Annotated in this window: 22 protein-coding genes; 1 reads left to right on the forward strand and 21 read right to left on the reverse strand. The window is 55.4% G+C overall.

Going from position 1 to position 25,064, the window contains the following annotated elements:
* Positions 1 to 57: 57 nt before the first annotated feature.
* From MKX51_RS19740 to MKX51_RS19780, 9 genes are all read right to left on the reverse strand, one after another.
* Positions 58 to 1,341: a M20 family metallopeptidase gene (locus tag MKX51_RS19740; RefSeq protein ID WP_340993544.1), complete on the reverse strand. Its 1,284-nt coding sequence runs from the start codon at positions 1,339 to 1,341 to the stop codon at positions 58 to 60.
* Positions 1,342 to 1,466: 125 nt separating this feature from the next.
* Entirely contained in the window at positions 1,467 to 3,071 is a 1,605-nt protein-coding gene (locus tag MKX51_RS19745; protein ID WP_340993545.1) for an ABC transporter substrate-binding protein, read from the reverse strand.
* A 145-nt stretch (positions 3,072 to 3,216) separates the two neighbouring features.
* Positions 3,217 to 4,113 (reverse strand): ABC transporter permease, encoded by an 897-nt coding sequence (locus MKX51_RS19750; protein WP_445322020.1) that lies wholly within the window; start codon positions 4,111 to 4,113, stop codon positions 3,217 to 3,219.
* Between the two features lie 30 nt (positions 4,114 to 4,143).
* Positions 4,144 to 5,154: an ABC transporter permease gene (locus MKX51_RS19755; RefSeq protein WP_340939543.1), complete on the reverse strand. Its 1,011-nt coding sequence runs from the start codon at positions 5,152 to 5,154 to the stop codon at positions 4,144 to 4,146.
* A gap of 241 nt (positions 5,155 to 5,395) precedes the next feature.
* Complete coding sequence (locus tag MKX51_RS19760; RefSeq protein WP_340993546.1) at positions 5,396 to 6,922, reverse strand: PucR family transcriptional regulator; 1,527 nt, start codon at positions 6,920 to 6,922, stop codon at positions 5,396 to 5,398.
* A 1,179-nt stretch (positions 6,923 to 8,101) separates the two neighbouring features.
* A complete protein-coding gene (locus MKX51_RS19765; protein ID WP_340993547.1) occupies positions 8,102 to 8,758 on the reverse strand; it encodes an aspartate/glutamate racemase family protein in 657 nt (218 codons plus the stop codon).
* Between the two features lie 147 nt (positions 8,759 to 8,905).
* On the reverse strand, positions 8,906 to 9,850 hold the full coding sequence (locus tag MKX51_RS19770; RefSeq protein WP_340993548.1) for an aminopeptidase: 945 nt from the start codon (positions 9,848 to 9,850) through the stop codon (positions 8,906 to 8,908).
* An 18-nt stretch (positions 9,851 to 9,868) separates the two neighbouring features.
* Entirely contained in the window at positions 9,869 to 10,537 is a 669-nt protein-coding gene (locus MKX51_RS19775; protein ID WP_340993549.1) for an AroM family protein, read from the reverse strand.
* A gap of 103 nt (positions 10,538 to 10,640) precedes the next feature.
* Positions 10,641 to 11,591, reverse strand: a complete 951-nt coding sequence (locus MKX51_RS19780; protein WP_340993550.1) for a DUF1177 domain-containing protein — start codon at positions 11,589 to 11,591, stop codon at positions 10,641 to 10,643.
* A gap of 247 nt (positions 11,592 to 11,838) precedes the next feature.
* On the opposite strand from MKX51_RS19780, the gene MKX51_RS19785 reads away from it, so the two are divergent.
* A complete protein-coding gene (locus MKX51_RS19785) occupies positions 11,839 to 12,888 on the forward strand; it encodes a serine hydrolase domain-containing protein (RefSeq protein WP_340993551.1) in 1,050 nt (349 codons plus the stop codon).
* Positions 12,889 to 13,007: 119 nt separating this feature from the next.
* Here the strand turns inward: MKX51_RS19785 and MKX51_RS19790 are convergent, their stop codons facing one another.
* The 12 genes from MKX51_RS19790 to MKX51_RS19845 all read right to left on the reverse strand — a co-directional run bounded on the left by MKX51_RS19790 (position 13,008) and on the right by MKX51_RS19845 (position 25,059).
* Positions 13,008 to 14,864 (reverse strand): collagen-like triple helix repeat-containing protein, encoded by a 1,857-nt coding sequence (locus MKX51_RS19790; RefSeq protein WP_340993552.1) that lies wholly within the window; start codon positions 14,862 to 14,864, stop codon positions 13,008 to 13,010.
* A 151-nt stretch (positions 14,865 to 15,015) separates the two neighbouring features.
* Positions 15,016 to 15,423: a hypothetical protein gene (locus MKX51_RS19795; RefSeq protein ID WP_340993553.1), complete on the reverse strand. Its 408-nt coding sequence runs from the start codon at positions 15,421 to 15,423 to the stop codon at positions 15,016 to 15,018.
* Between the two features lie 159 nt (positions 15,424 to 15,582).
* Positions 15,583 to 16,914, reverse strand: a complete 1,332-nt coding sequence (locus MKX51_RS19800) for a pyrimidine-nucleoside phosphorylase (RefSeq protein WP_340993554.1) — start codon at positions 16,912 to 16,914, stop codon at positions 15,583 to 15,585.
* The gene (locus MKX51_RS19805) at positions 16,914 to 17,777 is read right to left on the reverse strand and encodes a purine-nucleoside phosphorylase (RefSeq protein ID WP_340939530.1); all 864 of its coding nucleotides are present in this window, start codon (positions 17,775 to 17,777) and stop codon (positions 16,914 to 16,916) included. The genes MKX51_RS19800 and MKX51_RS19805 overlap by 1 nt, the downstream gene beginning before the upstream one ends.
* Before the next feature lie 57 nt (positions 17,778 to 17,834).
* Complete coding sequence (locus tag MKX51_RS19810; RefSeq protein ID WP_340993555.1) at positions 17,835 to 18,659, reverse strand: purine-nucleoside phosphorylase; 825 nt, start codon at positions 18,657 to 18,659, stop codon at positions 17,835 to 17,837.
* A 19-nt stretch (positions 18,660 to 18,678) separates the two neighbouring features.
* A complete protein-coding gene (gene deoB, locus MKX51_RS19815) occupies positions 18,679 to 19,857 on the reverse strand; it encodes a phosphopentomutase (RefSeq protein WP_340993556.1) in 1,179 nt (392 codons plus the stop codon).
* A 198-nt stretch (positions 19,858 to 20,055) separates the two neighbouring features.
* Positions 20,056 to 20,949: a site-specific tyrosine recombinase XerD gene (gene xerD / locus MKX51_RS19820; protein WP_340993557.1), complete on the reverse strand. Its 894-nt coding sequence runs from the start codon at positions 20,947 to 20,949 to the stop codon at positions 20,056 to 20,058.
* Between the two features lie 140 nt (positions 20,950 to 21,089).
* Complete coding sequence (locus MKX51_RS19825) at positions 21,090 to 21,323, reverse strand: DUF4227 family protein (RefSeq protein ID WP_076086452.1); 234 nt, start codon at positions 21,321 to 21,323, stop codon at positions 21,090 to 21,092.
* Positions 21,324 to 21,981: 658 nt separating this feature from the next.
* Positions 21,982 to 22,449, reverse strand: a complete 468-nt coding sequence (gene fur / locus MKX51_RS19830) for a ferric iron uptake transcriptional regulator (protein ID WP_036732017.1) — start codon at positions 22,447 to 22,449, stop codon at positions 21,982 to 21,984.
* A 150-nt stretch (positions 22,450 to 22,599) separates the two neighbouring features.
* Positions 22,600 to 23,235, reverse strand: a complete 636-nt coding sequence (gene spoIIM / locus MKX51_RS19835) for a stage II sporulation protein M (RefSeq protein WP_076086458.1) — start codon at positions 23,233 to 23,235, stop codon at positions 22,600 to 22,602.
* 67 nt (positions 23,236 to 23,302) lie between these two features.
* Positions 23,303 to 24,496, reverse strand: a complete 1,194-nt coding sequence (locus MKX51_RS19840) for an endonuclease Q family protein (RefSeq protein ID WP_340993558.1) — start codon at positions 24,494 to 24,496, stop codon at positions 23,303 to 23,305.
* Positions 24,487 to 25,059 carry an NUDIX hydrolase gene (locus MKX51_RS19845; RefSeq protein ID WP_340993559.1) on the reverse strand — a complete coding sequence of 191 codons (573 nt, stop codon included), beginning with the start codon at positions 25,057 to 25,059 and terminating at the stop codon, positions 24,487 to 24,489. The genes MKX51_RS19840 and MKX51_RS19845 overlap by 10 nt, the downstream gene beginning before the upstream one ends.
* Positions 25,060 to 25,064: the final 5 nt, after the last annotated feature.

A 25,064-nucleotide genomic window follows, 5' to 3' on the forward strand; every position in this document is an offset into this window, starting at 1 on the left:
TGCTTTTTGTTTATTTCTTTAGTACCTCTTATATAAATCGGTTCCCTTGTTGTGTAATTAGCTCTCTTTATCCTCTACGCCCAGATATTTCAGCGCCGTCAAGGCATACACCTTCGCACACTGGATAATTTGCCAGACAGGAGCCTTCTCGTTGAAATTATGAATGGTGGACAGCTCGGCCGGGCCGTATTGCAGAACGGGAATGTTATGCGTCCGGAAATGGCGCGCATCGCTGGAGGCCCATTGCAGCACACCATAGGCTTCTTCCCCGCTTACCTCACAGATACTCTCAACCAGGTCCTTGACCACCGGCTCCTCATTGGAGGTCCAGTTGGCATTACCCTGGAAGCCGAAGCCCTTGACCTCGGATTCAATGCCGGCTTCAAGCAGCAGGGAGCGGGCACGGTCCAGCACATCCCGATAGTCTACCCCGAACGGTACACGGGAATCGACCTGAATGGTGCAGCGGTCCGCCACTACGTTCACCTTGGTTCCGCCCTGAATCGTTCCGATGTTGACCGTCACATGGTCGAATACCTGATAGGCGAGGGAATCTTCTTCTTCGCTGCCCTTCACGTAATCCTGCGAGATGCGAATAATCTCCTTAACTTCCTCGGGAATGTCCACTTTGATATCCCATAGCCGCTGTAAGGCTTCAATCCCTTTGGCGGCCTTCACAATGGCGCTGTCTCCAACCACAGGCGACAAGCTGCCGTGACCTGGTGTACCTTCCACGGTGAATTCGAACCAGCAGCTGCCCTTTTGCCCGATGGTCGGGTTCAGCGGGCCGGAAGGCTCGGCAATCACAGCAGCGGTTCCGGTAATCAGGCCGCGCTCCAGCACCCAGGGAACCCCGAGATGACCGCCGGTCTCTTCATCGGGCACTATCAGCAGGGAGAGATCCCCTTTTAGCGGAACGCCCAGCTTCGACAGCAGTGCAGTGACGTAGATTAACCCGGCCAGGCCCGCTTTCATATCCGAAGCGCCTCTGCCCAGCAGATAGCCGTCCACAATATCGCCGCAGAACGGATCGAAATCCCAGCGCGAGCGGTCTCCCGCCGGAACGACATCGGTATGTCCGCAGTAAATCAGCTTTTTGCCGGTGCGCTCCTCCGCGCCTGCGCCCAGTGTGGACACCAGATTGAACATGGTTTCGGTGGCCGGATAGATCGCGGTATCGATACCGGCTTCTTTCAGATAACCAATAATATAAGCGCTGATCTCCCGTGAATCGCCCGGCGGATTCTCCGAAGGGTAACGGATCAGCTGAGAGCAGAGCGCAAGCAGTTCCTCCTGCCCGGCATCAATGGCCTCCAGCACCTTGCTTTTCCAGTCTGTCATGGGTTACGAATTCTCCTTTGTGTTCCAGGCTGCACGCCTTGCGGCTGGCAGGAGGAACTGTGAATTTGTGACAAAGAAGAGGGACAAGGCCTAAGGCCTGCCCGCTCTCTTTTAGCCAAACCTGCTTATTCTGTAATCGACAGCGGATAGAAGCGGATGACTTCGTCCGGATAGAAGGCGTAGCCGCTGATCTTGCTGCTCATCCCTACAATGCGGTTATACTCGTAGAGATACGCCCAAGGTGCTTCTGTCGTGATGATCTCCTGAGCCTGCTTGTAGAGCTCTGTGCGCTTCGCTGTATCTGTCTCCAGGTTCGCCTGCTCCCACAGCTTGTCTACTTCAGCATTCTGGTAGTTGATGTAGTTGGAAGAGCCCTTGCCGTACAGCAGGAAGCCGAGGTGATAGCCAGGATCATTGACGAAGGAAGTCCATTTGGAGATATAAGAGGTCAGATTATTGGTCTTCTGCTGCTCCAGGAACTGTGCGCGGGCCAGCTTGTTGATCTTCATGTTGACTCCGATTTTGGCCAGCTCAGCCTGGATCAGGACCGCATCATCTTCCCAGTCATCGAAGCCGGAGCCCAGCGTGAAGTCGAAGTCAAAGCCCTTCTCATAGCCTGCTTCCTTCAGCAGTGCCTTGGCCTTGTCCAGATTGTACTCATACACATAGCCTGCATCGGTGAAGCCCGGCGTGTTGCTGGCTACCGCACTCTTCATCTGCTTGGCCTGGCCGTACATCACCCCGCTCAGCAGCTGATCGTAAGGAATCGCATAGTTGATCGCCTGACGGACTTTTACATTATCGAATGGCTTAACTTTGTTGTTCATGGCGAAGAACAGAATCCGGTTACTTGCATTGGAAGCGACCGTCAGCGCCGAATTACTCTCCAGTGTGGATACATCCTTCGGAGGAATCTCAATCGCCATGTCTACATCGCCCTTACCCAGCAGCAGCACGCGGTTCGAAGCTTCCTTGGTGAACTTCAGGGTTACCTTGCCGAGGCTTGGCGCACCCTGCCAGTAGCTGTCATTAGCTGTGAAAACAGCTTCGGTAGCCGGGTCCCACTTCGTAAGCTTGAACGGGCCGGAACCGGCGGCATTCGTCTTGAGGTAGTCTGCACCCTGTGCTTCTACCGTCTTCTGGTCCACGATGGAGAAGGTGTACATTGCCAGAATCTGCAGGAAATTATGATTGGCCCCCGTCAGAGTAACTTCAACGGTCGAAGCGTCTTTTACCGTAACGGATTTAATTGATGCCATGCCGTAGAGGAAGCTGCCGGAGCTGGACTTCGCCACACGTTCAAAAGAGTACGCCACCGCTTCGGCATCCACCGGATTGCCGCTCTGGAAGCTCACGCCGGATTTCAGCTTGAACGTATACACCGTGTTGTCAGCATTCACTTCCCAGCTCTCTGCGAGCATGGGCTTGATGTCTTCGGTATTGGCGATGCTCGCGCCATTCTCGGTCTTGATGCCGTAGGTGACCAGCTGATCATATGCGGCCAGCACAAGCGTATCGGAGGTCAGATCATTGGCTTCCGCCGGGTCGAGCGTGGTGCCGCCCTCGGAATAGGCCACCGTCAGGTTCTTTTTGAGCGGGGCTGCCGTTGCTGCTGCGGTATCTGTTCCTGCCGAAGTAGCAGCAGGGGTCTGCGGATTGGCGCTGCTGGCGCATCCGGCAAGCATGATTGAAAAAGCGACGAGTGTGGACAACAGTTTAACTTTTTTCATCGGTAATTCCTCCCTTTTCTATATCCTGCCTGCATAACAACTACTTGTGCTGCTGATGATTGTCTGCCGCTTGCGCTCCAGCTGACGTTAATTTATCTATCTCTAACGGGGACGGGCGGCCTTGGGGGGATTCCCTTGCTCCGCCTCATTTCCCCGAACGCAACCGCGGGTCAAGCACATCCCGGAAGCCGTCTCCGAGGAGGTTGAAGCCTAAGATGGAGGTGGCAATGCCGAGGCCTGGAAAAGTAACCAGCCACCATTGCCCGGAAATGATATATTCCCGGCCTTCGGAGATCATCGCGCCCCATTCGGCAATCGGGGGTCTGACCCCAAGCCCCAGGAAGCTGAGACTGGACGCGGTCAGGATGGCGAAGCCCATCCCGAGCGTAGCCTGCACCATTAGCGGAGCCAGGGCATTCGGCAGAATGTGGCGGTACAGAATGACTCTATCCTTCACACCAATGGCCCGGCTGGCTTCGATATACTCCTTCTCCCGCAGCGAGACCGTCTGGCCGAACATCAGCCGGGCGAATTCGGGAATGCCGACAATACCGACAGCGATCATTGCGCTGCTGAGACCGGCGCCGATCGAGGCGGCAATCGCCATCGACAATACCAGGGACGGGAAGGACAACAATACATCCATAACCCGCATAATGATGGTTCCGGTCCGGCCGCCGTAGTAAGCCGCAATCCCGCCCAGCGGCATCCCGATCAGGAAGGAGATCGAGACCGCGATCAGGCCGGTCCAGATGCTGATCCGTGCGCCGTACAGCACCCGGCTGAGAATATCCCGGCCGAAGTTGTCGGTTCCGAACCAATGGCTGCCGGAGGGCGGCTGCAGCTTATTCGCCATATCTGTGACGAACGGATCATGCGGAGCCAGCCAGGGTGCGAAGACGGCAACCACGGTCCAGATCAGGATGAAGGTCAGCCCGATGGCCGCCAGGCGGTTGTGCAGCAGCAGGGATAATAGGGTCCGGGGCTTGGCCGGTGCGGGCTTCGCCGGGCTGCCCTGTGCTGAATGTGCTGCAGTGCTCACAAGCAATCTCCTCCTCTCACACAAGCTGTTCTATTCATAACGGATTCTCGGGTCAATGAACCCGTAGATCAGGTCGACCGCCAGGTTAATTCCGCAGTAGAGCACGGCACTGACCAGGGTGAATGCCTGGATCGGCGCGTAATCCGCTGCCAGTATAGAGTCGGTGACATAGCCGCCGATTCCCGGCCAGGAGAAGATGGTCTCCGTGATGACCGCGCCGCCCATCAGGAAGCCGAACTGGAGTCCGAGCACGGTTAATGTAGGAATGAGCGCATTGACCAGTGCGTGCTTGTAGATGACGGCCGATTCCCGCAGCCCCTTGGCCCGGGCGGTGCGGACGAAGTCCTGATCGACCACCTCCAGCATGCTGGAGCGGGTCATCCGGGCGATGATCGCCATCGTGCCGGTACTGAGGCAGATCGCCGGAAGCAGCAGATGCGCGAGGCTGCTTTTAAGTGCAGCGGTGTCGCCGGAGAGTATACTGTCCAGCACGTACAGCCCGGTGATATGCACCGGCGGGTTAAGATCCCCGCTGATCCGGCCCATCGGCGCCGGTGCCCAGCCCAGAATGGAGTAGAAGATATAGATGAACATCAGTCCGAGCCAGAAGATCGGCACACAAGCACCTATCAGGGAAAACACACGCGAGATGTGATCCAGCAGGGATTCCTTACGGGTTGCGGCCACAATGCCTACCGGAATGGCGATTAGAACCGCAATCAGGATGCTGGCCAGGGTCAGCTCAATCGTAGCCGGGAAGCGCGAAGCCAGGTCACTGGCGACCGAATGTCCGGTGTGATAGGCGTAGCCGATATCGCCTTGCAGCAGCTGCCCGATATAAGCGAAGAACTGGATATACAGCGGCTTGTCCAGCCCCATATCCTGGCGGATCTTGTTCACTATCTCCTCCGGAGCCTGCTCTCCGGCCAGCATAATCGCAGGATCGCCCGGCAGGACTCTCGACAGAATGAAGGTGATGACGATAATGCCGAGCAAGGCTGGAATCATCTGCACCAGTCTTTTTAATGTATAAGCAAACAATGAATCAACCCCCTTACGACTTCGACTGCTGTGCCTCTGTGACGGAATTCCGCTCTCATGTCAGGTAATACGTGTATGCTGTGTCTTATTAAAGTGTTGAGCTAATTCTACATAGAATTTCACAGCCCCTCTACGTCCCGTTCAGCTAAAAAAATGCACAACCGTTTGTCGGTTGTGCACTATCAAGGACTATGAATGTTAGATTTACTCACACGACATTCCAGAAATCTTCCAAAGCGCCCTATTTTTCCTGGAGGTAATAGTAAATCAGGCACAAATGGCAGACGAACTGTTCGCGCGGATCATTCAGATCGAAGCCAGTGATATCCCGAATCCGCTCCAGCCGGTATTTGACGGAGTTGCGGTGGATATAGAGGCTGTTCGCCGTCTCAATCAGACTGCCCCGGCACTCCAGATAATGATAGAAGGTCAGCAGCATATTGCTGTCATGCTCCTGGTCGTATTGCAGCAGCTTGCCCAGCTTGCGCTCGAACAGCCGCCCGAATCCGGGACCGTCCAGCCCCTCCAGCAGATGATAGACCTCCATCTCTTCGTAGCGGGTAATCCCGCCGGGGCCTTGTCCGAGTCTTCTGGAGATGGACAGCGCTTTGCGCGCCTCGTTATAGCTGGTGTGGATGTCCCACAGGTATTCCGAGGTGCCGATACCGCAGCGGTAGCTGCTTAAGCCTTCTGCCTTGTCCTGTAGCCAGCTTCTGAGCGTCTTCTCCCACGGCTCCTCCGCGTCGCCGCCCGGCGTGAACCTGCGCCCCTCCTGCGTAGGCAGGAACAGCACCGCCCGGCTCGAACGGTACTCGGCGTGCGGCGTGACGCCGCGCTTCTTCGCCTCCCGCTCCAGCAGCCGGTTCACCGTCTCCTCGCTCGGCGCCGTCTCCCCTTCGATGACGGCCACCTCCCACTTGTGCTCAGGGTTCATCCCGAGCTGGCGGGCCCGCCGCTGCACCTCATGCCTCGACGGCAGCGGCGGGGTCAGCAGCTCATCGATGAAGTTGCCGCGCAGCCGGAATTCCGTATCCTCGGCTACCTTGCGCCGCATTATTTCAAGGGCAAACACAAGCCGGGCTTGCTCGATGCCCACCTCCTCCATATCATCCAGCCGCTCCTTGTCGACGAGCAGCCGGGCGACCGTCCGGCGGTCCACATGGATGTTCCAGCTAAGCGGAGAGCCGCTCTGGGTCCAGTCATAGTCTGCCGGGGAGGATACGATAATCTTCCGCTCCGTATCCACGAGTGCCACCGGGGCCTTAAGGAACTCGGCCACACTGTCGCTGACCGCCTGAATGCCGCTGTTCTCCAGCACCATGGTGGTCAGCGTGCGGTAGACCTCCTCCGCCCGGCGCAGCAGCATCGCCTGCCGTCCCAGCAGCAGCTCCATCACCGGCTGGGTGATATCCGTGTACGGAATCTCGGGCGGGATCTCCACAATCGGCAGACCGCAGGCATTGCTGGCCTCGATGGCACCTTGGGGGATCTCCTTCAGGAAGCGCGCCGGCTTAATTGCCAGCGCCGCTGCGCCCAGATTGTCGAGCGTGTAGATCACCTCGGTCAGCAGTGAAGGATCATGCCGGATCGAATAGGCCGTCGTCAGCAGCATCACCCCTTCGCTGATCCAGCCCTTTAGATCCGGGACCTCCATAATATCCACGAACCGGACCACCCGGTCCAGCCCCTGCTCGCCGCTAATGACCTTCGCTTTCCCAAGAACCGAGAGCTCCATCAGCTCCCGCAGCGTAATTCCTCGTGTATTCACCCTTCCGCCTCCCTCTGCTTTCTTCAGTATTTCATGATTTTTCCTGAAATATGCCACATACATGCCGCCAGCCACTTTTTGCGTTCCCGCTAGTTTATCAGAGATTCCCGCCGAGCCACAGGAAAATCATATCCAGTTGGCGATATTTTCGGTGTGAAAACGCATTAGGAAGAAATTGGATGGTGATGGATGGATCGGGAGCGGTTGCTGGGAGGGGGCTGGGGAGGGTTGAGAAGCGTAGGGGCGCGATAGGGGAGACAAATGGGAAGTTGGTGAGAGAGTGTAAGGGGAGGCGGATTCAGAGGGATTTATCCCTTTGGTTACGAGCGTGGAGCACGTTTCGCCGAATTCGGAGGGATTTATCCCTTTGATTACAGGCGGCGGGCACGTTTCGCCGGATTCAGAGGGATTTATCCCTTTGATTTCGGACGGCAGATGTATGCAGATATGTTACCTATGGCTAAGTGCTCTAACCAAATTAGTTACTCTACACCTTCTGGCTATTTCCCATTCCATAGCGCTGCATCATACTCCCTATGTACCTGACCAACTATAATTTACCAGATTGCTCTCCTCACTAATTATTCTGTTCAGTACGGCTAAGCTTAACGATTCAACGGATCTGTAACTAACTATTCCCTAATTTATCTCCCCTCCCATTCACTGAGCACAATAAATGCCAAATGTTACTCAAAAGATACTCATCCACGCCGCCCCACTCTCCTGCTTCCCCAAAGCTCTCCCCCGCCAATACTCCCCCCATAGTCAATCTGCCCAATTCAGGGGCACTAATGCTCCTCATTCGCTCCTTTTGCCCACTAACGCCCAATTCAGGTGCACTTCTGCTCCTCATTCGCTCCCTTTGCCCACTTTCGCGAAATTCAGGGGCACTAATGCTCCTCATTCGCTCCTTTTGCCCGCTTACGCCGAATTCAGGGGCACTTGTGCTCCTCTAATCCCCTAACCACAAACAAGCGTCCCCCGGGCCTGAGCCAGGAGGAGCGCTTTAAGGAGATCATAGCTATTAGTTTGCCACACATTAGTTTACACGCATTGATTTTCACACATTGATTTTCACGCATTATTTGCCGCACATCGCCTATACACGTAGTCTGCCCCACACTTACAAGGACGCGAGTTCTAGCAAATTGCAAAGCCTGCCCAACACAAAAAGCCATTCTACATGCGATGCACAGCTCCCTCACCAGAAGCTGACGCAGCAGCCGCTGCACCAAGGCAAAGTATGGGATCGAACGCCCGGATGCCCAGCCGTTCTTCCAGCTCCGCTGCCAGCCCTATGGTCGCGAAGCCGGTGCACGCCAGCACCAGCACTTCCGCGCCGCGCTCCACGAGCCGGGCGGCACCGGCCAGCGCGCCTGCCCGTCCGGCGGGTGTGTTCAGATCCAGCGTGGTTGTCACGCCGTCGGGGCGGTCCATGCCAACGTAGGCATCGCCGAGAATGCTGCGGATGAGCGGCGGCACCTCTTCCAGAATCGTCAGCACCCCCACCCGGCTGCTGTACGCCATGGCCGTATGAGCCGCGCAGGAGCCTGCTCCCAGCACAGGAACATTCACCACTGCCCTGGCTTCTGCCAAGGCAGGGTCAGCTGCACAGCTGATGCCGATTACCGTGCAGCCCTGCTGCTCCAGTTCCCGCGCAAGTGAGATAATCTTCGGAATGGATTCAGCCTCTGTCTGCGCATCATGCACACCCTGAGGCTGATCCGGGATGCAGCGGCTTATCACCGGCAGACCGTAACACCGCTCAATTAAATCTCCATGTAACTGGATCGCAGAGCTCTCCTGCAGTGTAATAACACGTATGATTCCAAGCATCCTATCTCCTCCTGATTCGCCCTGATTTAGATGCTGCAGCAGCATAACCAGCCGCCCTATTTCAGCCGTAAACAGCAATAGCAGCCGGAAATCCAAAGGTTCACTACAGTAATGATTGAACCTCGCGTTCAGCAGCTTCCATTCCGCTTACAGCAATTCCCCAGCCTGCATAATCAGCTTATCGTCGATGTACACATCCGGCTTCATGACTACTGCGTCAATATGTACGCCAGCCGCGACAACTCCGCCGAACGTGTTATTGCTGCCAAAAGCCACATGAATCGTCCCGTACACCTTCTCATCCTCCAGCACCACGCCCGTGATCCGGGCCTTGTTGTTGGTCCCGATCCCGAATTCGCCAAGCAGCCTGCCATCGCCATCTCCAAGCATGTCCAGCAGCTTCCCGCCATGCTCCCCGTCGGCATGAACCAGCCGGCCATGCTCCACGGTCAACACCATCGGGCCGTCCAAAGCACCGATCCCTGCAACCGAGCCATCCACTTTAATCTGGCCCGTAGCAGTGCCTTCCAGCGGCGCAATATAAGCTTCACCGGAGGGCAGATTGCCGGACTCTCCCGGATTTAGATATAATCCGGTGCTGAGAATACCATCCCGGCCGTCAATAGAGAAACTAAGAACCAGACCTTCCTTCTCCACACGCACCCGGCTGCCCGCAGACAATAGCGCAGCAACCTGCTCGGTCAGTGCCTTAACCTGCCCATAATCCGCAGTAATCGCCCCGTGGCTGAACATATCATCGGTGATTCCCGGCATGGTCGCTACCCGGGTTCCCGCTGCGGCTGCCTGCTTGCGCGCCGCTGTATGTGTCATCGAATGGGTCGTGATGCATACGGCCACATCCGCCTTAGCCATAGCTTCTGCAACCGGAGCCGGAGGCTCCTCCCCCGATCTGCTCCGCGGCTGCATGACCAGCAGCATCGATTCCGCTCCCAGCCGCTTGCCTGCCTCATAGACCGACTCAGCCAGATCACGCTTATCATCATCAGCTACTACGGCCAGCAGTTCTCCGCTGGCAACCCCGAGACAATCCTTAAGAACGTTCATACTAATTGCTATTCTTGCTTCACTCATCTTCATTTCCTCCCGGGATTAAACCATTTCTGCTACCAGCTTGCCCATCAGGGCATTGGACAGCACGGCGGGCACTCCTGCGGAGGCCGCCCACTGTCTATGCTGCTCCACATATCCCATACAGTCAAGCACTATCACGTCCGCATGATCCCGCAGACGCTCTGCTGCGGCGCGAAAATCCGCTTCCGTACCCGTATAAGGTGATGCCGCTGCGAATGGCAGCCGTGCTCCGGCTCCTGCGAATTTTTCAATCATTGCGTCCTCCTGCTCGGGCAAAGGGCCAATCAGTCCCAGACGGCGCCCGTCCAGCATCGCCTGCACGACCGGAGGAATGATCCGGTCCGGCTCAATCAGATGGGCAGCAGACGTATGCAGTCCCGGAAAAACTCCCGTACACGCCAGCAGGATCGTCCGAATCCCAGCGGCTTCCATAGCATCAATCTTCCCTTGGAGAACGGACTGTATCCGCTCCCGCGAAATTACCGCAGCGGACCCGTCCGCCATGCGGGTGGTCAGCACATACTCTCCCGGCCCTGGACTGTAGAATTCACGCACCTGTTCAGCCGTGAACCCGTCCAGCACCCCGGACTGAACCAGTCCCGCCTTGCCTTCCAGATATTTCTCAATGATGGGCGCGACATCCTGCCTGGGTGCTTGCCCAATCGTAATCAGCCCGATATTCTTCATTCTTGTCCCTCCAGACGCTATAGGTTACAAACCAAGCTGTGCTAACAGAGCAGGCGCTGAAGGAAGCTCAGCGCCTGACTGTACATGTACATCTGTTATCCTGTTAATGAGAGATGACTGCCGGTTTACCCAGCGTCTGCAGCACGCTCATGGAGCCGTACAGCTCGGTAATCTTCGCAAACTCTGCTTCGTTGTAGAAGGAGCATGTCCCCTGCGTTACTTCCTTGGCCGTCTCGATAGCAAAACGCACCGCCTGAGCAATATCCACCTCATGGCTGGCACCGGTACCACAGCCCGGAACCATAGACTGGGCAGTAATCGCGAGGCCCACCACCGGAGCAGAGGTAGCTACCGCAGGCTGAAGAATGGAATTGATATGATACAGCCCGTTGCCGTAAGGGGTAATATCCTGAGTCGTCACCGGAAAAGTCACCGGGTACTGTCCGGTCGTCATTTCCTTGATCCGCAGCAAATCTTCGCTGACCCGCAGAATATAGCCTTCTTTAACCGTCGGTGAGATGGCGATCCCTTTGTGGTTAACCACACGGTTGCCTTTGGTCGTATCAATCGATAGAACCGCTTCCATCTCCGGCAGCACTTCATGCTCATTCATCTGCAGAATATCTACAGGAGAATCCATGAAATCCACCGGCTCGTGCGGCAGGGTTGGAGCATCCGGGCAAATATGGGTGGTAACCAGCACATCCCCCAGCAGCACATCCCCTTTGGTCTGCATGTCTGCCAGCTTCAGCGCAGAAGCAATCGCCGCGACCGCACCGTCTGCATCAGAGACCAGGCCAATCCGGCTCGGGCGCGCCCCGATACCACCCAGTCTGCCGACAATACCAAACGTTGGGGCAGATCCGCCAGTGAGCTTGCCTTCGCTGCCCGGGATCGTGATTTTAACGAATTCTGTGCTGCCCTTCTCCCCTTCGACCTTCTGAATCTCAACCTTAACCGCAGGATATTCTGCGAATAACTGCTTGACCTGCTTACCGTTAACATAAGCGCTGTCCAGTGCGTTCAAGACTGTAATCGTTTGCTGAAGTGCCATTCTAATTCCTCCCCGGATGCATGCTCATGTTTGTCATGTTTGCATTTATACTATCTCATCTCGCAAAATGTCCACAATGTACCGCCCTGCCAAACTGGAACAGCATTTCTTGTCCTTTGCAGATAAACCTTACGCGCAGCGTACACTCTTACGGCTTACCGCCCATGAATAAAGGTTAATTCTCCCAAGCAGCGAAATATATCAGGGTACTGATGCTTTATTTTCCAGACAGGAGGTGCTTCATACGATGAAGTCTGCACATCAGATTAACAAGGACAAGCTGGTCCAGATTATCAGTGAAGAGGCCCGGCGGACGGGGTTCTCAGGGGTCGTACAGGTGACGGAACGGGAGCATGTCCTTGCAGCGGCAGCTTTTGGGATAGCTAATATCGGGGACGTACGGCTCAACCAGGCCCACACCCGCTTCGCCATCGCTTCCGGCAGCAAGCTATTTACCGCCATTGCAGTCTGCCAGCTCGCAGAGCAGGGTTTGTTTTCTTTTGACGCCAAAATACTGGACATCCTGCCGAAGCAGGAATTCCCATTGTTCGATCCGGCGATCACAGTGCATCAGCTATTGACTCACAGCTCGGGCATACCGGATTACTTCGATGAAGAAGAGATGGAGGATTTCGCGGCACTGTGGAAGGAGACCCCGATGTACACGCTGAGGCGGCCCGGAGATTTCCTCCCGCTGTTCGCCGGACTGCCGATGAAATTCGCCCCAGGCGGGCGGTTTCACTATAACAATGCAGGATATATCATGCTTGCTATGCTCGTAGAAGCCGTCAGCGGGCAACCTTTTACGGAATATGTAGAACAACATATTTTCCTGCCTTGCGGGATGAAGGATTCCGGTTACTTCGCGCTTGATGCGCTTCCGGCCCACACCGCTCAGGGATACATCGACAGCAGCAATGGGAAAAAGACCAGCAACATCTACTCCATTCCGGTGGTCGGAGGCGGGGACGGAGGGGCATTTGTTACGGCGGCGGATATGCATAAGCTGTGGAGCGGCTTGCTTGAACACAAGCTGTTACAGGCAGAGACCACGGCTCTGCTGCTGACACCGCATATATATGAGCGAAAGGACAGCTATTACGGTTATGGCGTGTGGATACAGTCCGGCCCCAGCGAAAAGGTGCTAAAGTACCATATCATGGGCTACGATCCCGGGATCAGCTTCCACTCCGCATATTATCCCGAACGGAGCTTAACAATTACTGCTCTCTGTAACAAGAGTAACGGGGCTTATCAGATGATGTCTGCGATGGAGGATTATCTGCCGGTGGGGTAGCGGTATGTTCCGTTTAGCAGTTACGGAGTATGATTCAATTATCCTCAGATACACTTATAGCCTTAGCTCAGTTTCTGGGCTAAGGCTATTTTACTTTTAATCTGCCGGGTGGAGTGGGGTTAGGGTGTGAAAGTAATAATATTGAGATTTCGATTGATAACTGTTGCTGAGGTTACATTGGTATCCGTGGTGACAATTGCACGAACTTGGTAGGATACAGAAGCTGTAGCCGGAGCTGTATCAACATAAGTGTCCGCAATAGGAAAACGTTGAGTTCCCGAAGCATTCCCGCTACGGTTAAGGGTTCTTGTAGAGATCAACGTTGCATCGCGGTAGATTCGAAGCTCAGCAACAAGTGACCAGTTGGACGAAGTGATCGCTTCTAATGATATAGCGTAATCTATTTTCAGCCGCTGGGATACCACTTCGTTCTGAGTCACCGAAACAACAACGACTTCTGTATTCAAAGGAGGATAGATAGCTATTGAGCCTGTAGTGTTGGTAAATGCCAGAGTAGGTGTCCCCGTTGCGCCTGTAGCTCCCGTTGTCCCTGTGACTCCTGTTGTTCCCGTTACACCAGTTGCTCCGGTAGCTCCCGTGACTCCTGTTGTTCCCGTTACACCTGTCCCTCCTGTTACTCCGGTTGCTCCTGTGATTCCCGTTGCCCCGGTTACACCTGTCGCTCCTGTTACTCCGGTTACTCCTGTAATTCCCGTTGTTCCTGTCACTCCTGTCGCTCCTGTTACTCCTGTTACTCCTGTTACTCCTGTTACTCCTGTTACTCCTGTTACTCCTGTTACTCCGGTTGCTCCGGTGACTCCTGTTGCGCCAGTGGTTCCGGTCTCTCCCGTCGCCCCTGTAATTCCAGTTGCCCCGGTGGCTCCCGTTCCTCCCGTAACTCCCGTTGCCCCGGTTACTCCCGTTACTCCCGTTGCTCCCGTTGCTCCTGTAGCTCCGGTAGTTCCCGTTACACCTGTGGTTCCGGTCTCACCCGTTGCCCCAGTAACGCCAGTTGCCCCGGTGGCTCCCGTTCCTCCCGTAACTCCAGTTGCCCCGGTGGCTCCCGTAACTCCCGTTACACCTGTGGTCCCCGTAATTCCAGTTGCTCCAGTTCCTCCGGTTACTCCTGTAGCTCCGGTAGTTCCCGTTACACCTGTGGTTCCAGTCTCGCCCGTTGCCCCCGTTACTCCAGTTGCCCCGGTTGCTCCCGTTACACCTGTGGTTCCAGTCTCACCCATTGCCCCCGTCACACCTGTCGCCCCGGTTACTCCCGTTGCTCCGGTAGCTCCTGTAGCTCCTGTAGTTCCCGTTACACCTGTGGTTCCAGTCTCGCCCGTTGCCCCTGTAACTCCAGTTGCCCCGGTTGCTCCTGTGGCTCCTGTAACTCCGGTAGTTCCCGTCACACCTGTGGTCCCGGTCTCACCCGTTGCCCCAGTAACTCCAGTTGCCCCGGTTACTCCTGTATCTCCGGTTGCTCCCGTTACACCTGTGGTTCCAGTCTCGCCCGTTGCCCCTGTCACACCTGTCGCCCCGGTGATTCCCGTTCCTCCCGTCACACCTGTCGCCCCCGTGGCTCCAGTTACACCAGCCGCTCCTGTTGACCCTGTGACACCACCCCCTCCAGAATAACCTAGTAATTCTGCAGAAACTAAGCGATGAGGGGTAGTTAGCTGACCTGAACTTCCTTTTCCCCATACAGATATTTCTGTGTTATCAACAGCTCCACCAGTGATTGTAAATACAAATTCAAAGGAATTAAGATTACTGTAATAATCTCTTGAAATCACCGTATTGGGTAGAATCTCATCCTGGCTTAAGATAAACAATGATCTCATCCCACTGAGATTGTAACCCTGTGTTAAGACGATCACGGGTTGGGTTGTACTTTGATTGGCGATTATTACAGTCGATGATATCGTTGGTCTTGAGCCGTTTACAGCATTATTCTCAATAGGCCCCGTATTCCATACCGCCATTCCCCGGCCTCCTTCTCCAGAATTTAGCTACTTCATTGCTTAAAGTGTCAATCTCTATTAAATGAACTGCAGATTCATCCAGAACCTATCGGCTCCTTCCATATGAATCCGGTAATAAAATATAATGTAGTCTATCCTATTCAAACCAATTTCAACTGCGTATGCTGTTGACCCTAGTAATCAGTAGTTTGGTTCCATTCGTTACGAGATTCAGGCTTATGCAAAGGGAATTACTAGGTACGTAGGGAACAGGCGGAAGAATTACCCGGATGTCTTCAGAACAAAATGCCTGCGGCATCCCCATTGTGATCGGTTTTTCGACCATATCCGGCCCACGCATCTCTACCGCACCGAATGTAGTCGGTTTTTCGACCATATCCGGCCCACGCGCCTTTGCCGCACCGAATGTGATCGGTTTTTCGACCATATCCGGCCCACACGCCTCCGCCGCACCGAATGTGGTCGGTTTTTCGACCATATCTGGCCCACACGCCTCCGCTGCACCGAATGTGGTCGGTTTTTCGACCACATCCGGCCCAGATGACCACGCGCTGTTCATGTGTTCGGACCTCCCCCCAACTTTATGCACTACTTATCCCCATCGGACGTAAATCATAATTTCCCTAATCAAAAATAAAACAAGCCGTACGCCAGCAATCTGCTGATTCGTACGGCTTGTTTGTATTAACAGGATTCCAGCGTAATACTCCGTTTCCAGCTAGTAACGCGTTACCCCGTCCTTGGTCACCAGCGCAAAAACCAGCGGCTGCGGCGGAACTGGCTGGGCGGAGATGCGGTAAGCCTCCAGCACTTTGACTTCGGCCTCCTGCACCTTGCTCTCGCTGGCATCGTTCACATGCAGTACTGCCAGCGTATCGCCTGCAGCCACGGCGTCGCCGACCTTCAGCGAGAGCTGAATGCCGACCGCCAGATCGATCACGGACTCCTTCGTCTCGCGTCCGGCACCGAGCAGCATCGCGGCCACACCGATCTCTTCAGCCTGGATGCTCTCCACATAGCCTGCGGTCGCAGCCTTGACCTCGATGAATCTGCGGGCAGCAGGCAGGGTATCAGGCGAATCAATCTGCGAGACATCGCCGCCCTGGGCTGACACCATCTGCTTGAACTTAGCGAGGGCGCTGCCATCTTCGATATGGGACAGCAGCATGGAGCGCGCTTCTTCCTCATCCTTCGCCTTGCCGCCGAGCACCAGCATCTGGCTGCCCAGGATCAGGCAGACCTCCTGCAGATCCTTCGGCCCGTGACCGTTCAAGGTTTCGATACCCTCTTTGATCTCCAGGGCATTGCCGATACCGAAGCCCAGCGGCTGGTCCATATCGCTGATGACCGCTACCGTGTTGCGGCCAAGGTGTGTCCCGATATCCACCATGGCCTGGGCGAGCGCGATGGAATCGTCCAGTGTCTTCATGAATGCGCCGCTGCCAGTCTTCACATCCAGCACGATGGCGTCAGCGCCTGCGGCGATCTTCTTGCTCATGACGGAGCTGGCAATCAGCGGGATCGATTCCACCGTGGCCGTCACATCACGCAGGGCATACAGCTTCTTGTCCGCCGGCGTGATGTTGCCGGACTGGCCGATCACCGCCGCACCGATCTCGCCCACCTGGGCGAAGAACCGTTCCCGGTCCATCTCCACCGAGAATCCCGTGATCGACTCCAGCTTGTCCAGTGTGCCTCCGGTGTGGCCGAGGCCGCGCCCGGACATTTTGGCTACCGGAACTCCGGCCGCTGCGACCAGCGGTGCAAGCACCACCGTCGTCTTATCACCCACGCCTCCGGTAGAATGCTTGTCCACCTTGATGCCCGCAATCGGGCTAAGGTCCACCTGGTCACCAGACATCGCCATCTCCAGAGTCAGGTCGCCGGTCTCCCGCGCATTCATTCCGCGGAAATACACGGCCATTGCCCAGGCGGAAATTTGATAATCCGGGATTTCCCCTTTGCTGTAGCCTTGGATCAGGAACGCTATTTCTTCGCGGCTAAGCTCACCGCCGTCTCTTTTTTTCTGAATAAGATCAACAGCACGCATCAGATCTGTACCTCACGGACGAAGGCGCGCACCAGTCCGATGAATTTTGGCTTGGTCAGGTTCGCCACTTTGACCACCTGCTCATGGGTGAGCGGCTCCAGCTCATCGCCAATCGCCATGTCGGTGATACAGGTAATGCCGAGCACACGCAGCTTGCTGTGACTGGCCACGATAACCTCCGGCACGGTGGACATTCCCACGGCATCGCCGCCGAGATAAGCCAGCATTTTCAGCTCAGCCGGGGTCTCATAAGTAGGGCCGCTGATGCCGGCATATACGCCTTCCTGCAGGACAAGCGCTTCACCGTCCACACCTGTAACGCCCCCTGCAAGCTTCTTCGCCAATGCAATATATTCAGGGTCATAGGCACTGGACATATCAGGGAACCTTACGCCCAGCTCCGGATCATTCGGTCCGATCAGCGGGTTGTCGCCGGTCATATTGAGATGGTCGGTAATCAGCATCAGGTCGCCTGCCTTGAACGCTCTGTTCATCCCGCCGCCTGCGTTGGTAATAACAAGGGTGCCGATGCCCAGCTTAGCCATTACATAGACCGGAAGAACTACCTTGCGCATCTCATAACCTTCATAGTAGTGAAAACGGCCCTGCATGATCATAACATCCTTGCCTTCCAGCTTACCGATCACGAATCTTCCGGCATGGCCTTCTACCGTTGAATGGGGGAAATGCGGAATTTCTTCATAAGGCAGGTAGACTGCATCTTCGATCTGATCGCCCAGGTCGCCAAGACCTGAACCCAGAATAAGGCCGATTGCCGGTGTATAACCGCCGAATTTGGATTGAATATATGCAGCAGCTTCCTGAACCTGAGTGCCGTATGGGACTGTTGTTGGTGTTGTCATCGATTGATCCTCCCGGATATGGATTGTGTATAGATTAACGCGTATGTGAAGCAGTACCTACATTTTGGGAATAAAAGCAAGCACAAGCTTCAGGAACTGCTCGCGCACACGCTCAGCGGTCTTCATCACCTCTGCATGATTCAGCGGCTGTGGAAGAATACCGGCTGCCATGTTGGTGATACAGGAAATGCCCAGCACTTCAATTCCGGCATGACGGGCAACGATGGTCTCGGATACGGTGGACATGCCTACGGCATCTGCTCCCTGGCGGCGCAGCATCACGATCTCAGCAGGCGTCTCATAGTTCGGTCCGAGCAGACCCGCATATACGCCTTCCTTGAACTCAAAATTCAGTGCGGCGGCAGCTTCCTTGGCAGCTGCAATCAGACGCGGGCTGTACGCCGAGGACATATCCGGGAACCTTACGCCCAGCGCATTGTCGTTCGGTCCGCTCAGCGGATTGCGGCCGGTCAGATTCAGATGATCCGTGATCAGCATGAGATCCCCTGGTGTGTATTCCGTATTCACGCCACCGGCTGCGTTGGTGACCAGCAGGCTGGTTACGCCCAGCTCCTTCATCACCCGTACCGGGAAGGCTGTAACCTCAGGGCCGTAGCCTTCATACATGTGGAAGCGGCCCTTCATCATGACCACGCGGCGGCCTTCGATCATGCCGATCAGCAGCTCGCCTTCATGTCCTTCTACCGTGGACACAGGGAAATGAGGAATCTCATGATAAGGAATAACGACTTCATCTGTGATCAGATCCGCCAGAATGCCGAGGCCGGAGCCTAGGATCAGCCCGATTTCGGGGGCGACGGTGCATTTATCTTTGATATATACGGCTGCTTCTTGAATATGGTTAAGAGTCACATTGGTCATGGTTTGGTTTCCTCCAGAATTAGATTAGTTGAGACAAAAAGCTCGTCCCGTACTGCGGCGCCTTCGCTCCGAAGTTGTCGGCGATTGTGGCGGCCACATCCGAGAAGGTCTGGCGGATGCCCAGGCTGCCTGGAGTCTTGAATCTCGGGCTGTAGACCAGGAGCGGCACATACTCGCGTGTGTGGTCCGTTCCGGCATGGACCGGGTCATTGCCATGGTCTGCGGAGATGATCAGCAGATCATCCTCACCGAGGGTAGAGAGCAGCTCAGGCAGCGCCTGATCGAATACCTCCAGCGCACGGCCGTAGCCTTCCGGATCACGGCGGTGGCCGTAGAGGGAATCGAAGTCCACCAGATTGGTGAACAGGAATCCGTCGAACGGCTTGCGCAACTCGTCGATCGTAATCTGGATGCCGTGTTCATTGCTTTTGGTCGGATAGGTTGCGGTTACCCCTTCGCCGGTAAAAATATCATTGATCTTACCCACAGCAATCACATCCTTGCCGATATCCTCCAGTGCATTCATCACCGTCGGCTCAGGCGGCTTCACCGCATAATCATGGCGGTTAGGTGTACGCACGAAGTTGCCCGGCTCGCCCACATAAGGGCGGGCAATCACGCGGCCAACAGAGAACTCGGGAGCCATCGTCAGCTCACGGGCGATTTTACAAGCGCTATATAGCTCCTCCAGAGGGATAATATCTTCATGTGCCGCAAGCTGGAACACGCTGTCCGCTGAAGTATAGACAATCCATGCGCCCGTCTTCATCTGCTCCTCGCCGTATTCCACAAGAATCTCCGTGCCGGAGGCCGGCTTGTTACCGATGACCTTGCGTCCGGTAGCCGCTTCGAATTTCTCGATCAGCTCCGCAGGGAAGCCATCAAAATAGGTGTTAAAAGGAACCTCGATCTTCAGTCCCATCAGCTCCCAGTGGCCGGTCATGGTGTCCTTGCCTACGGATACCTCCTGCATTTTGCCGTAGTAGCCTGTAGGGGCCGTTACCGGTTCAAGCGGCGGCAGCGGGGCAATATTCGCCAGCCCGAGCTGCTGCAGATTCGGAAGCTTAAGACCCGGAACCCGTTCCAGAATATGGCCCAGCGTATGGGAGCCTGTATCTCCGAAATTAGCGGCATCCGGTGCTTCACCGATACCTACACTGTCCAGAACAATAAATCCGATGCGTTTAAATGAGGACATTGCCGTCTTCACTCCTTTTATAGTTTGCATAATCTTCTCGTCTGCTCTAAGCATGAAGAAACTCCGGGAGAACCTCTCCCGGGAGCGATTTCTTCAGTATGATTCCATCATAACTTTCTTACTCACAAAAAGCATCTTTTCGGCCTAATCCGATCCGCCCGCCCGTATTCCTAAGGTCCCTCATCCCTGTACAGCCGGCTATTTCGCCCGGGGATGATGATTCTCGTAGACCTCCTTCATATTCTTGCGGGCAATTCCGCTGTAGATCTGAGTGGTCGAACTATCGGAATGGCCCAGCATCTGCTGCACAGAGCGCAGGTCCGCCCCGCCTTCAAGCAGATGCGCAGCGAAGGAGTGGCGCAGAGTATGCGGTGTGATGTCCTGCTCAATCTGAGCTTCACGCGCGTATTTTTTGATGATTTTCCAAAAGCCCTGACGGGTCAGCCGTCCGCCCAGACTATTCAGGAACAGCGCAGGCTCCTCCCGGCTCGCACGCAGCAGCTTGTCCCGCATCCCCGAGGTATAACGGGCTACGCAATCAGCCGCAATCACGCCGATCGGGACCACACGCTCCTTGCCAGAGGCGCCGCTGCAGCGTGCGAACCGCAAGGATGTGTTCACATCCTCCACATTCATCGAGATCAGCTCCGTCACACGGATACCCGTCGCATAAAGCAGCTCCAGCATAGCCTTATCGCGCATCCCCTGGGGAGCAGCTTCATCCGGAGCCGCCAGCAGACGCTCGATCTCCGTAATGCTGAGAATGACCGGCGGCTTGTGACTCGGCTTAATGGCTTCCATATCCAGCGTAGGATCTTGGACAATCAGCCGTTCCTTCAGCAAAAAATGAAAATAGGCGCGCAGCGATACCGTATTCCGGTTCACCGTGGCTGCTGCCTTCCCTGCTCCGCGCAGGGCACCCAGATAGAGCATAATATGCGTTCTTCTAATATCTTCGGCCGCGTCCAGGCCCCGCTCTTCCGTAAACTCCAGAAACTGCGAAATATCCCGTCCATAGGATTCCAGCGTACTAGGAGACAATCCTTTGTCCCCGGACAAATACTGCATAAACGGCTGTAAGTATGACTTCATCAATTCACGCTCCTGTCAGACTCAGGCTGCTTCATGCGGCTTCGCAGCGGGTTGAGATCCAGCAGCCGGAACAGCGTTGTTCCATGACATGCTATAGATTGATTCGACATACTTCTCCCTTAATCCTGCAATCCGGCCCGTTACTCCCCGTACCAGTAAAAAAGGCGCAGGCGATCCCCCGCACTTATCCCCTGTTCCCCATACTGGACATCCTGAAACGCCCGGACGGCGGTGCCTTCCGGAATCTCAACATTGCGGGCCGGGCTGATCCATGCGCTGACCCAGCTCAAAACATAATACAGCACACAGCTTACCGCCACAAGCATCGTCATGAAATACAGCCGGCGCACCGTGCGGGGCAGAGAAATAATCATCCAGGCAGCCTCCTCAAAATGATATCAGCATCTGCATCATCATCCTGTATATGCTCCCCTTCTGCTGCACTTGGGTAAGCGCAGGCAAGGCGGCGAGTAGAAAGAATGCGGGCAGAACTCGTCCTTCACTTTATGCGCCGGAGGAACGTGTTATGTATGTTAAGTAATATTTGGCTCCCTGGCCGCCCTCACTGAGACGGCTCTGCCGAAATCAGGTGCAATTTTACACCTTATTCCCCTGTTTAGTCCACGTTTGCCAAAATCAGGTGCACTAATGCTCTTCATTTGCTCAATATAGCGTACTTGGACTGGATTTAGGTGCACTTGTGCTCTTCATTTGCCCGTTTAGCCGACTTTGGCTGAATTCAGGTGCACTTGTGCTCTTCATTACTCTCCTTCAACTGCCCGTCCAGCACACTTTTAGTGAATTTAGTGGGATTTATCCCTTTCTTTTCCTTATCCAGATCACTTTCAGCCAATTCAAAGGGATTTATCCCTTTCATTCCCCGCTACAGCCCACTATCCTTGCTCTCCAGGCAATCAAAAAGCTCCCCTCCAGCCATTCAGCCGGGGGAGAGCTTGCGCGGTCATTCCTCATTTGAAGATGAGCTTAGGAATTTCGCAATGAAGCATTCTTAAGTCCACGTTCTATATACGCTTATTCGGGAGTATTATCCTCTGCCGGATTCTTATCCTTGCAGCGGTGGCATATTCCGTGAAAATCAAGTCTATGATCAACCACCGTGAAGTTGTATTCCTGCTCCAGCCGCTCTTCCAGCGGTCCGAGCCAATCCTCACGAATCTCATCCATACTTCCGCACTGCACACAAATCAAATGATGATGATGATGCTTCGCCGTATCCGTACGCAGATCATAGCGGGCCACACCGTCTCCGAAATTGATCTTCTCCACGACATGAAGCTCGCTAAGCAGTTCCAGGGTACGATACACGGTGGCAAGACCGATCTCGGGCGCCTTTTCTTTCACAAGCATGAATACATCTTCCGCACTTAAATGATCATCCTCGTTCTCCAGGAGAACTCTTAAGGTCGCTTCCCGTTGAGGTGTAAGCTTGTATCCTTGGGATTGTAGTTGTTGCTTAATCTTGTCTATTCGGGCTTCCATTGTCTGCCTCCCCCTTGGAAAATTACCACACCGGGCTTCAAGCCACTTCTTCCATTATAGGGGGATTTCCTTTAAGAAGTCAAACGGTTTTAGCATCTCGACAGGGCTGGCCCATTCATTCACAGATCCTCCATATTTGAAAATTCTTCCTCATCCGGCCGACACCAGAAGAGGCGTCACCCAGCGCATCATCACCGGAGTCACGTAAGCCTCGAAGCCTGAGATTCCCATCACCAGCAGCGCCATCCCCAGCGAGAGCAGCGTATACATCATGAACGGATGAGTCACCTGCGTGCGGCGCTGCTGTCCCAGCACCCGGCTGCGGATCATTAGCAGAGAGAAACCGAGGGCCGCCGCGCTACATACCAGCAGAACCGGAATCAGCACCAGATTATGCGGAGCGACGGAGACCAGGGCGAACAGCATGCCGTGCCAGGAATATTGGCTGACGAGCGTGCCGACGGTGAAGCCGATCAGCACGCCTTTGAGGAAATCCAGAATCAGAATTCCCGGAAGTCCGATCACGGACAAGCCGAGCACCCAGATCAGGCCAACCCACTTCAGATGAAAGGCGGCGATGCTCCAGTATGAATCCTGCGCGGCAGGCAGTCCCTGCTGATCGACCGTCACGAAGAAATTGCTTAAGTAATCGCCCAGCTCCTGCTGCTGATCCAGCGTAAGCGCAGTGACGATAAGCGCTCCGAAGACCACCCCGACCAGAAATAATACCGCGACAAAAATATAAAGAGGCGTCTGTTCCTTCACCATCAGCTTTAAACTGCGCACCCTGACATTCCCCTTTCCGGTCACATGTTACACCATATGAGGGAATGTCCTGATCTATGACTTGTCCTTAGCTCTTGAGCACCTTGCCGTAGGTGCCACCGCCTCCCGAGGAGAGGACGAGCTGCCCGCTGCGGGCCAGCACGATCAGCCCGGCCAGCTCTGCCCCCGCTACAGCGGCAAGCTCAGCTTCTCCAGCCCGGTGCAGAATGTTCATCTCTGTGCCAAAAGCCTCCAGCAGCAGGTTCAGCTTACGCTTGCCGAGGCCGGGAATGAACTCCAGCGGCACCTGGTAATGGTAAGGCGGCCGATATTCCGGAACCTGCGGCAGCGGACGGTCGGCAATGTGCAGGATGCGGTCCAGCACACCCTGGACCAGCTTCGGACTGCCGCAATACGGGCAGCGCTCCGAGGTGCTGTAGGCTTCATCGATGATGCTGCCGCAGCCGCCGCAGTAGGTCCGGTGATATTTGCCCAGCCGGGGATTCAGCCCGAAGTTGGCGCTGACCCTGCGTCCTGCCGAGCGCTGGAGCGCCAGCTTCAGCTCCTCGAAGGAGGGCTCCCGCATCTCGATGACATTGTACTCGCGGCCGATTTTGCCGAGAGAATGGGCATCGGAATTAGTCAGGAAGCTGTAACGGTCAAGCTCCGAGATATACCCTGCCATCTCTGAATCCGCACTGAGGCCAAGCTCCACCGCCGCGATGCGGTCCAGATCGAATAACTCAGCCATCCGCTCGGCCGCACATCCATAGAGTCCCTTGTGAGGCGTGAAAATATGGGCCGGAATCAGCAGTCCGCCCCGCCCGGTAATCTCGTCCTGAAGCACCCTGGAAGGGGCGTACAGGCGCTGGGAGCTGAGATTCACATTACGCATATGGGCGCTCATCCAGGTGCTGAAATCCTCCATTGTCCCGAGGTCCGGCATGAAGGCCAGGACATGGCACTCCCGCCGCCCGGGCTCGCGGATCTCAATCTCGGTTCCCAGCAGGATCGTCGTTCCCCGGTACGCAATTCCGCCGCCCGCAGCTATCGTCATCTCGCCTGAGTCCAGCGCCGCAACAATATCCCGCAGCACCCCCGGAGAGTGGCTGTCGATAATGCCGATCAGGCCAATCCCCTTGCGCTCCGCCGCTTCCCGGGCAATCCCGGCGAAGGTCAGATCACGGCTGCCGCTGATTTTGACCGCCTGGCCCTCTGAGGTCCGTCCGATATGCACATGCAGATCGCAATAGACACTGCTGAGTTCTGCCGCTAGTGCCATTGGCCTGTCAGCGTGTAGAGATGCCAGGCATAGACCGCCATCATCGTCTTCGCATCGGCAATCCGTCCGTCCGCAATGTACTGGTAGGCTTCCTCCAGCGTCAGCTCCGAGACCTCCAGGAACTCATCCTCATCCAGCGCCATCTCGCCCGGCTGGGCATCCTCGGTCACATAGAGGTGAATGATCTCGTCGGCGAAGCCGGGAGAGGTGTAGAACGACTTCAGCAGCCTCAGCCCCCCGCTATGAAATCCGGTCTCCTCCTGAAGCTCACGGCCCGCAGCCGCCAGCGGATCTTCACCCGGGTCCAGCTTGCCTGCGGGAATCTCCACCTCGGTACGGTGCATCGGCTGACGGTACTGCTCCACGACCAGCATTTTACCTTGATTCAAAGCCAGCACAGCTACAGCTCCAGGGTGCTTCACGACCTCACGGGTTGCAGTGTTGCCGTCCGGCAGTCTCACAGTATCCACCTGAAGCGAAATAATGTGGCCTGCAAAAATCGGCTTCGTTGACAATGTTTCTTCATCCAATGCGGGGTTGCGGTTGATTTCATCTTTTTTCATAGATT

Source organism: Paenibacillus sp. FSL M7-0420, from assembly GCF_038002345.1.
Taxonomy (GTDB): domain Bacteria; phylum Bacillota; class Bacilli; order Paenibacillales; family Paenibacillaceae; genus Paenibacillus_AQ.

Coding starts and splice junctions, on each gene's coding strand:
- MKX51_RS19740 (WP_340993544.1), bottom strand. CDS start 1,341: ATGACAGACTGGAAAAGCAAGGTGCTGGAGGCCATTGATGCCGGGCAG.
- MKX51_RS19745 (WP_340993545.1), bottom strand. CDS start 3,071: ATGAAAAAAGTTAAACTGTTGTCCACACTCGTCGCTTTTTCAATCATG.
- MKX51_RS19765 (WP_340993547.1), bottom strand. CDS start 8,758: ATGCTTGGAATCATACGTGTTATTACACTGCAGGAGAGCTCTGCGATC.
- MKX51_RS19770 (WP_340993548.1), bottom strand. CDS start 9,850: ATGAGTGAAGCAAGAATAGCAATTAGTATGAACGTTCTTAAGGATTGT.
- MKX51_RS19775 (WP_340993549.1), bottom strand. CDS start 10,537: ATGAAGAATATCGGGCTGATTACGATTGGGCAAGCACCCAGGCAGGAT.
- MKX51_RS19780 (WP_340993550.1), bottom strand. CDS start 11,591: ATGGCACTTCAGCAAACGATTACAGTCTTGAACGCACTGGACAGCGCT.
- MKX51_RS19785 (WP_340993551.1), top strand. CDS start 11,839: ATGAAGTCTGCACATCAGATTAACAAGGACAAGCTGGTCCAGATTATC.
- MKX51_RS19790 (WP_340993552.1), bottom strand. CDS start 14,864: ATGGCGGTATGGAATACGGGGCCTATTGAGAATAATGCTGTAAACGGC.
- MKX51_RS19795 (WP_340993553.1), bottom strand. CDS start 15,423: ATGAACAGCGCGTGGTCATCTGGGCCGGATGTGGTCGAAAAACCGACC.
- MKX51_RS19800 (WP_340993554.1), bottom strand. CDS start 16,914: ATGCGTGCTGTTGATCTTATTCAGAAAAAAAGAGACGGCGGTGAGCTT.
- MKX51_RS19805 (WP_340939530.1), bottom strand. CDS start 17,777: ATGACAACACCAACAACAGTCCCATACGGCACTCAGGTTCAGGAAGCT.
- MKX51_RS19810 (WP_340993555.1), bottom strand. CDS start 18,659: ATGACCAATGTGACTCTTAACCATATTCAAGAAGCAGCCGTATATATC.
- deoB (WP_340993556.1), bottom strand. CDS start 19,857: ATGTCCTCATTTAAACGCATCGGATTTATTGTTCTGGACAGTGTAGGT.
- xerD (WP_340993557.1), bottom strand. CDS start 20,949: ATGAAGTCATACTTACAGCCGTTTATGCAGTATTTGTCCGGGGACAAA.
- MKX51_RS19825 (WP_076086452.1), bottom strand. CDS start 21,323: ATGATTATTTCTCTGCCCCGCACGGTGCGCCGGCTGTATTTCATGACG.
- fur (WP_036732017.1), bottom strand. CDS start 22,449: ATGGAAGCCCGAATAGACAAGATTAAGCAACAACTACAATCCCAAGGA.
- MKX51_RS19840 (WP_340993558.1), bottom strand. CDS start 24,496: ATGGCACTAGCGGCAGAACTCAGCAGTGTCTATTGCGATCTGCATGTG.
- MKX51_RS19845 (WP_340993559.1), bottom strand. CDS start 25,059: ATGAAAAAAGATGAAATCAACCGCAACCCCGCATTGGATGAAGAAACA.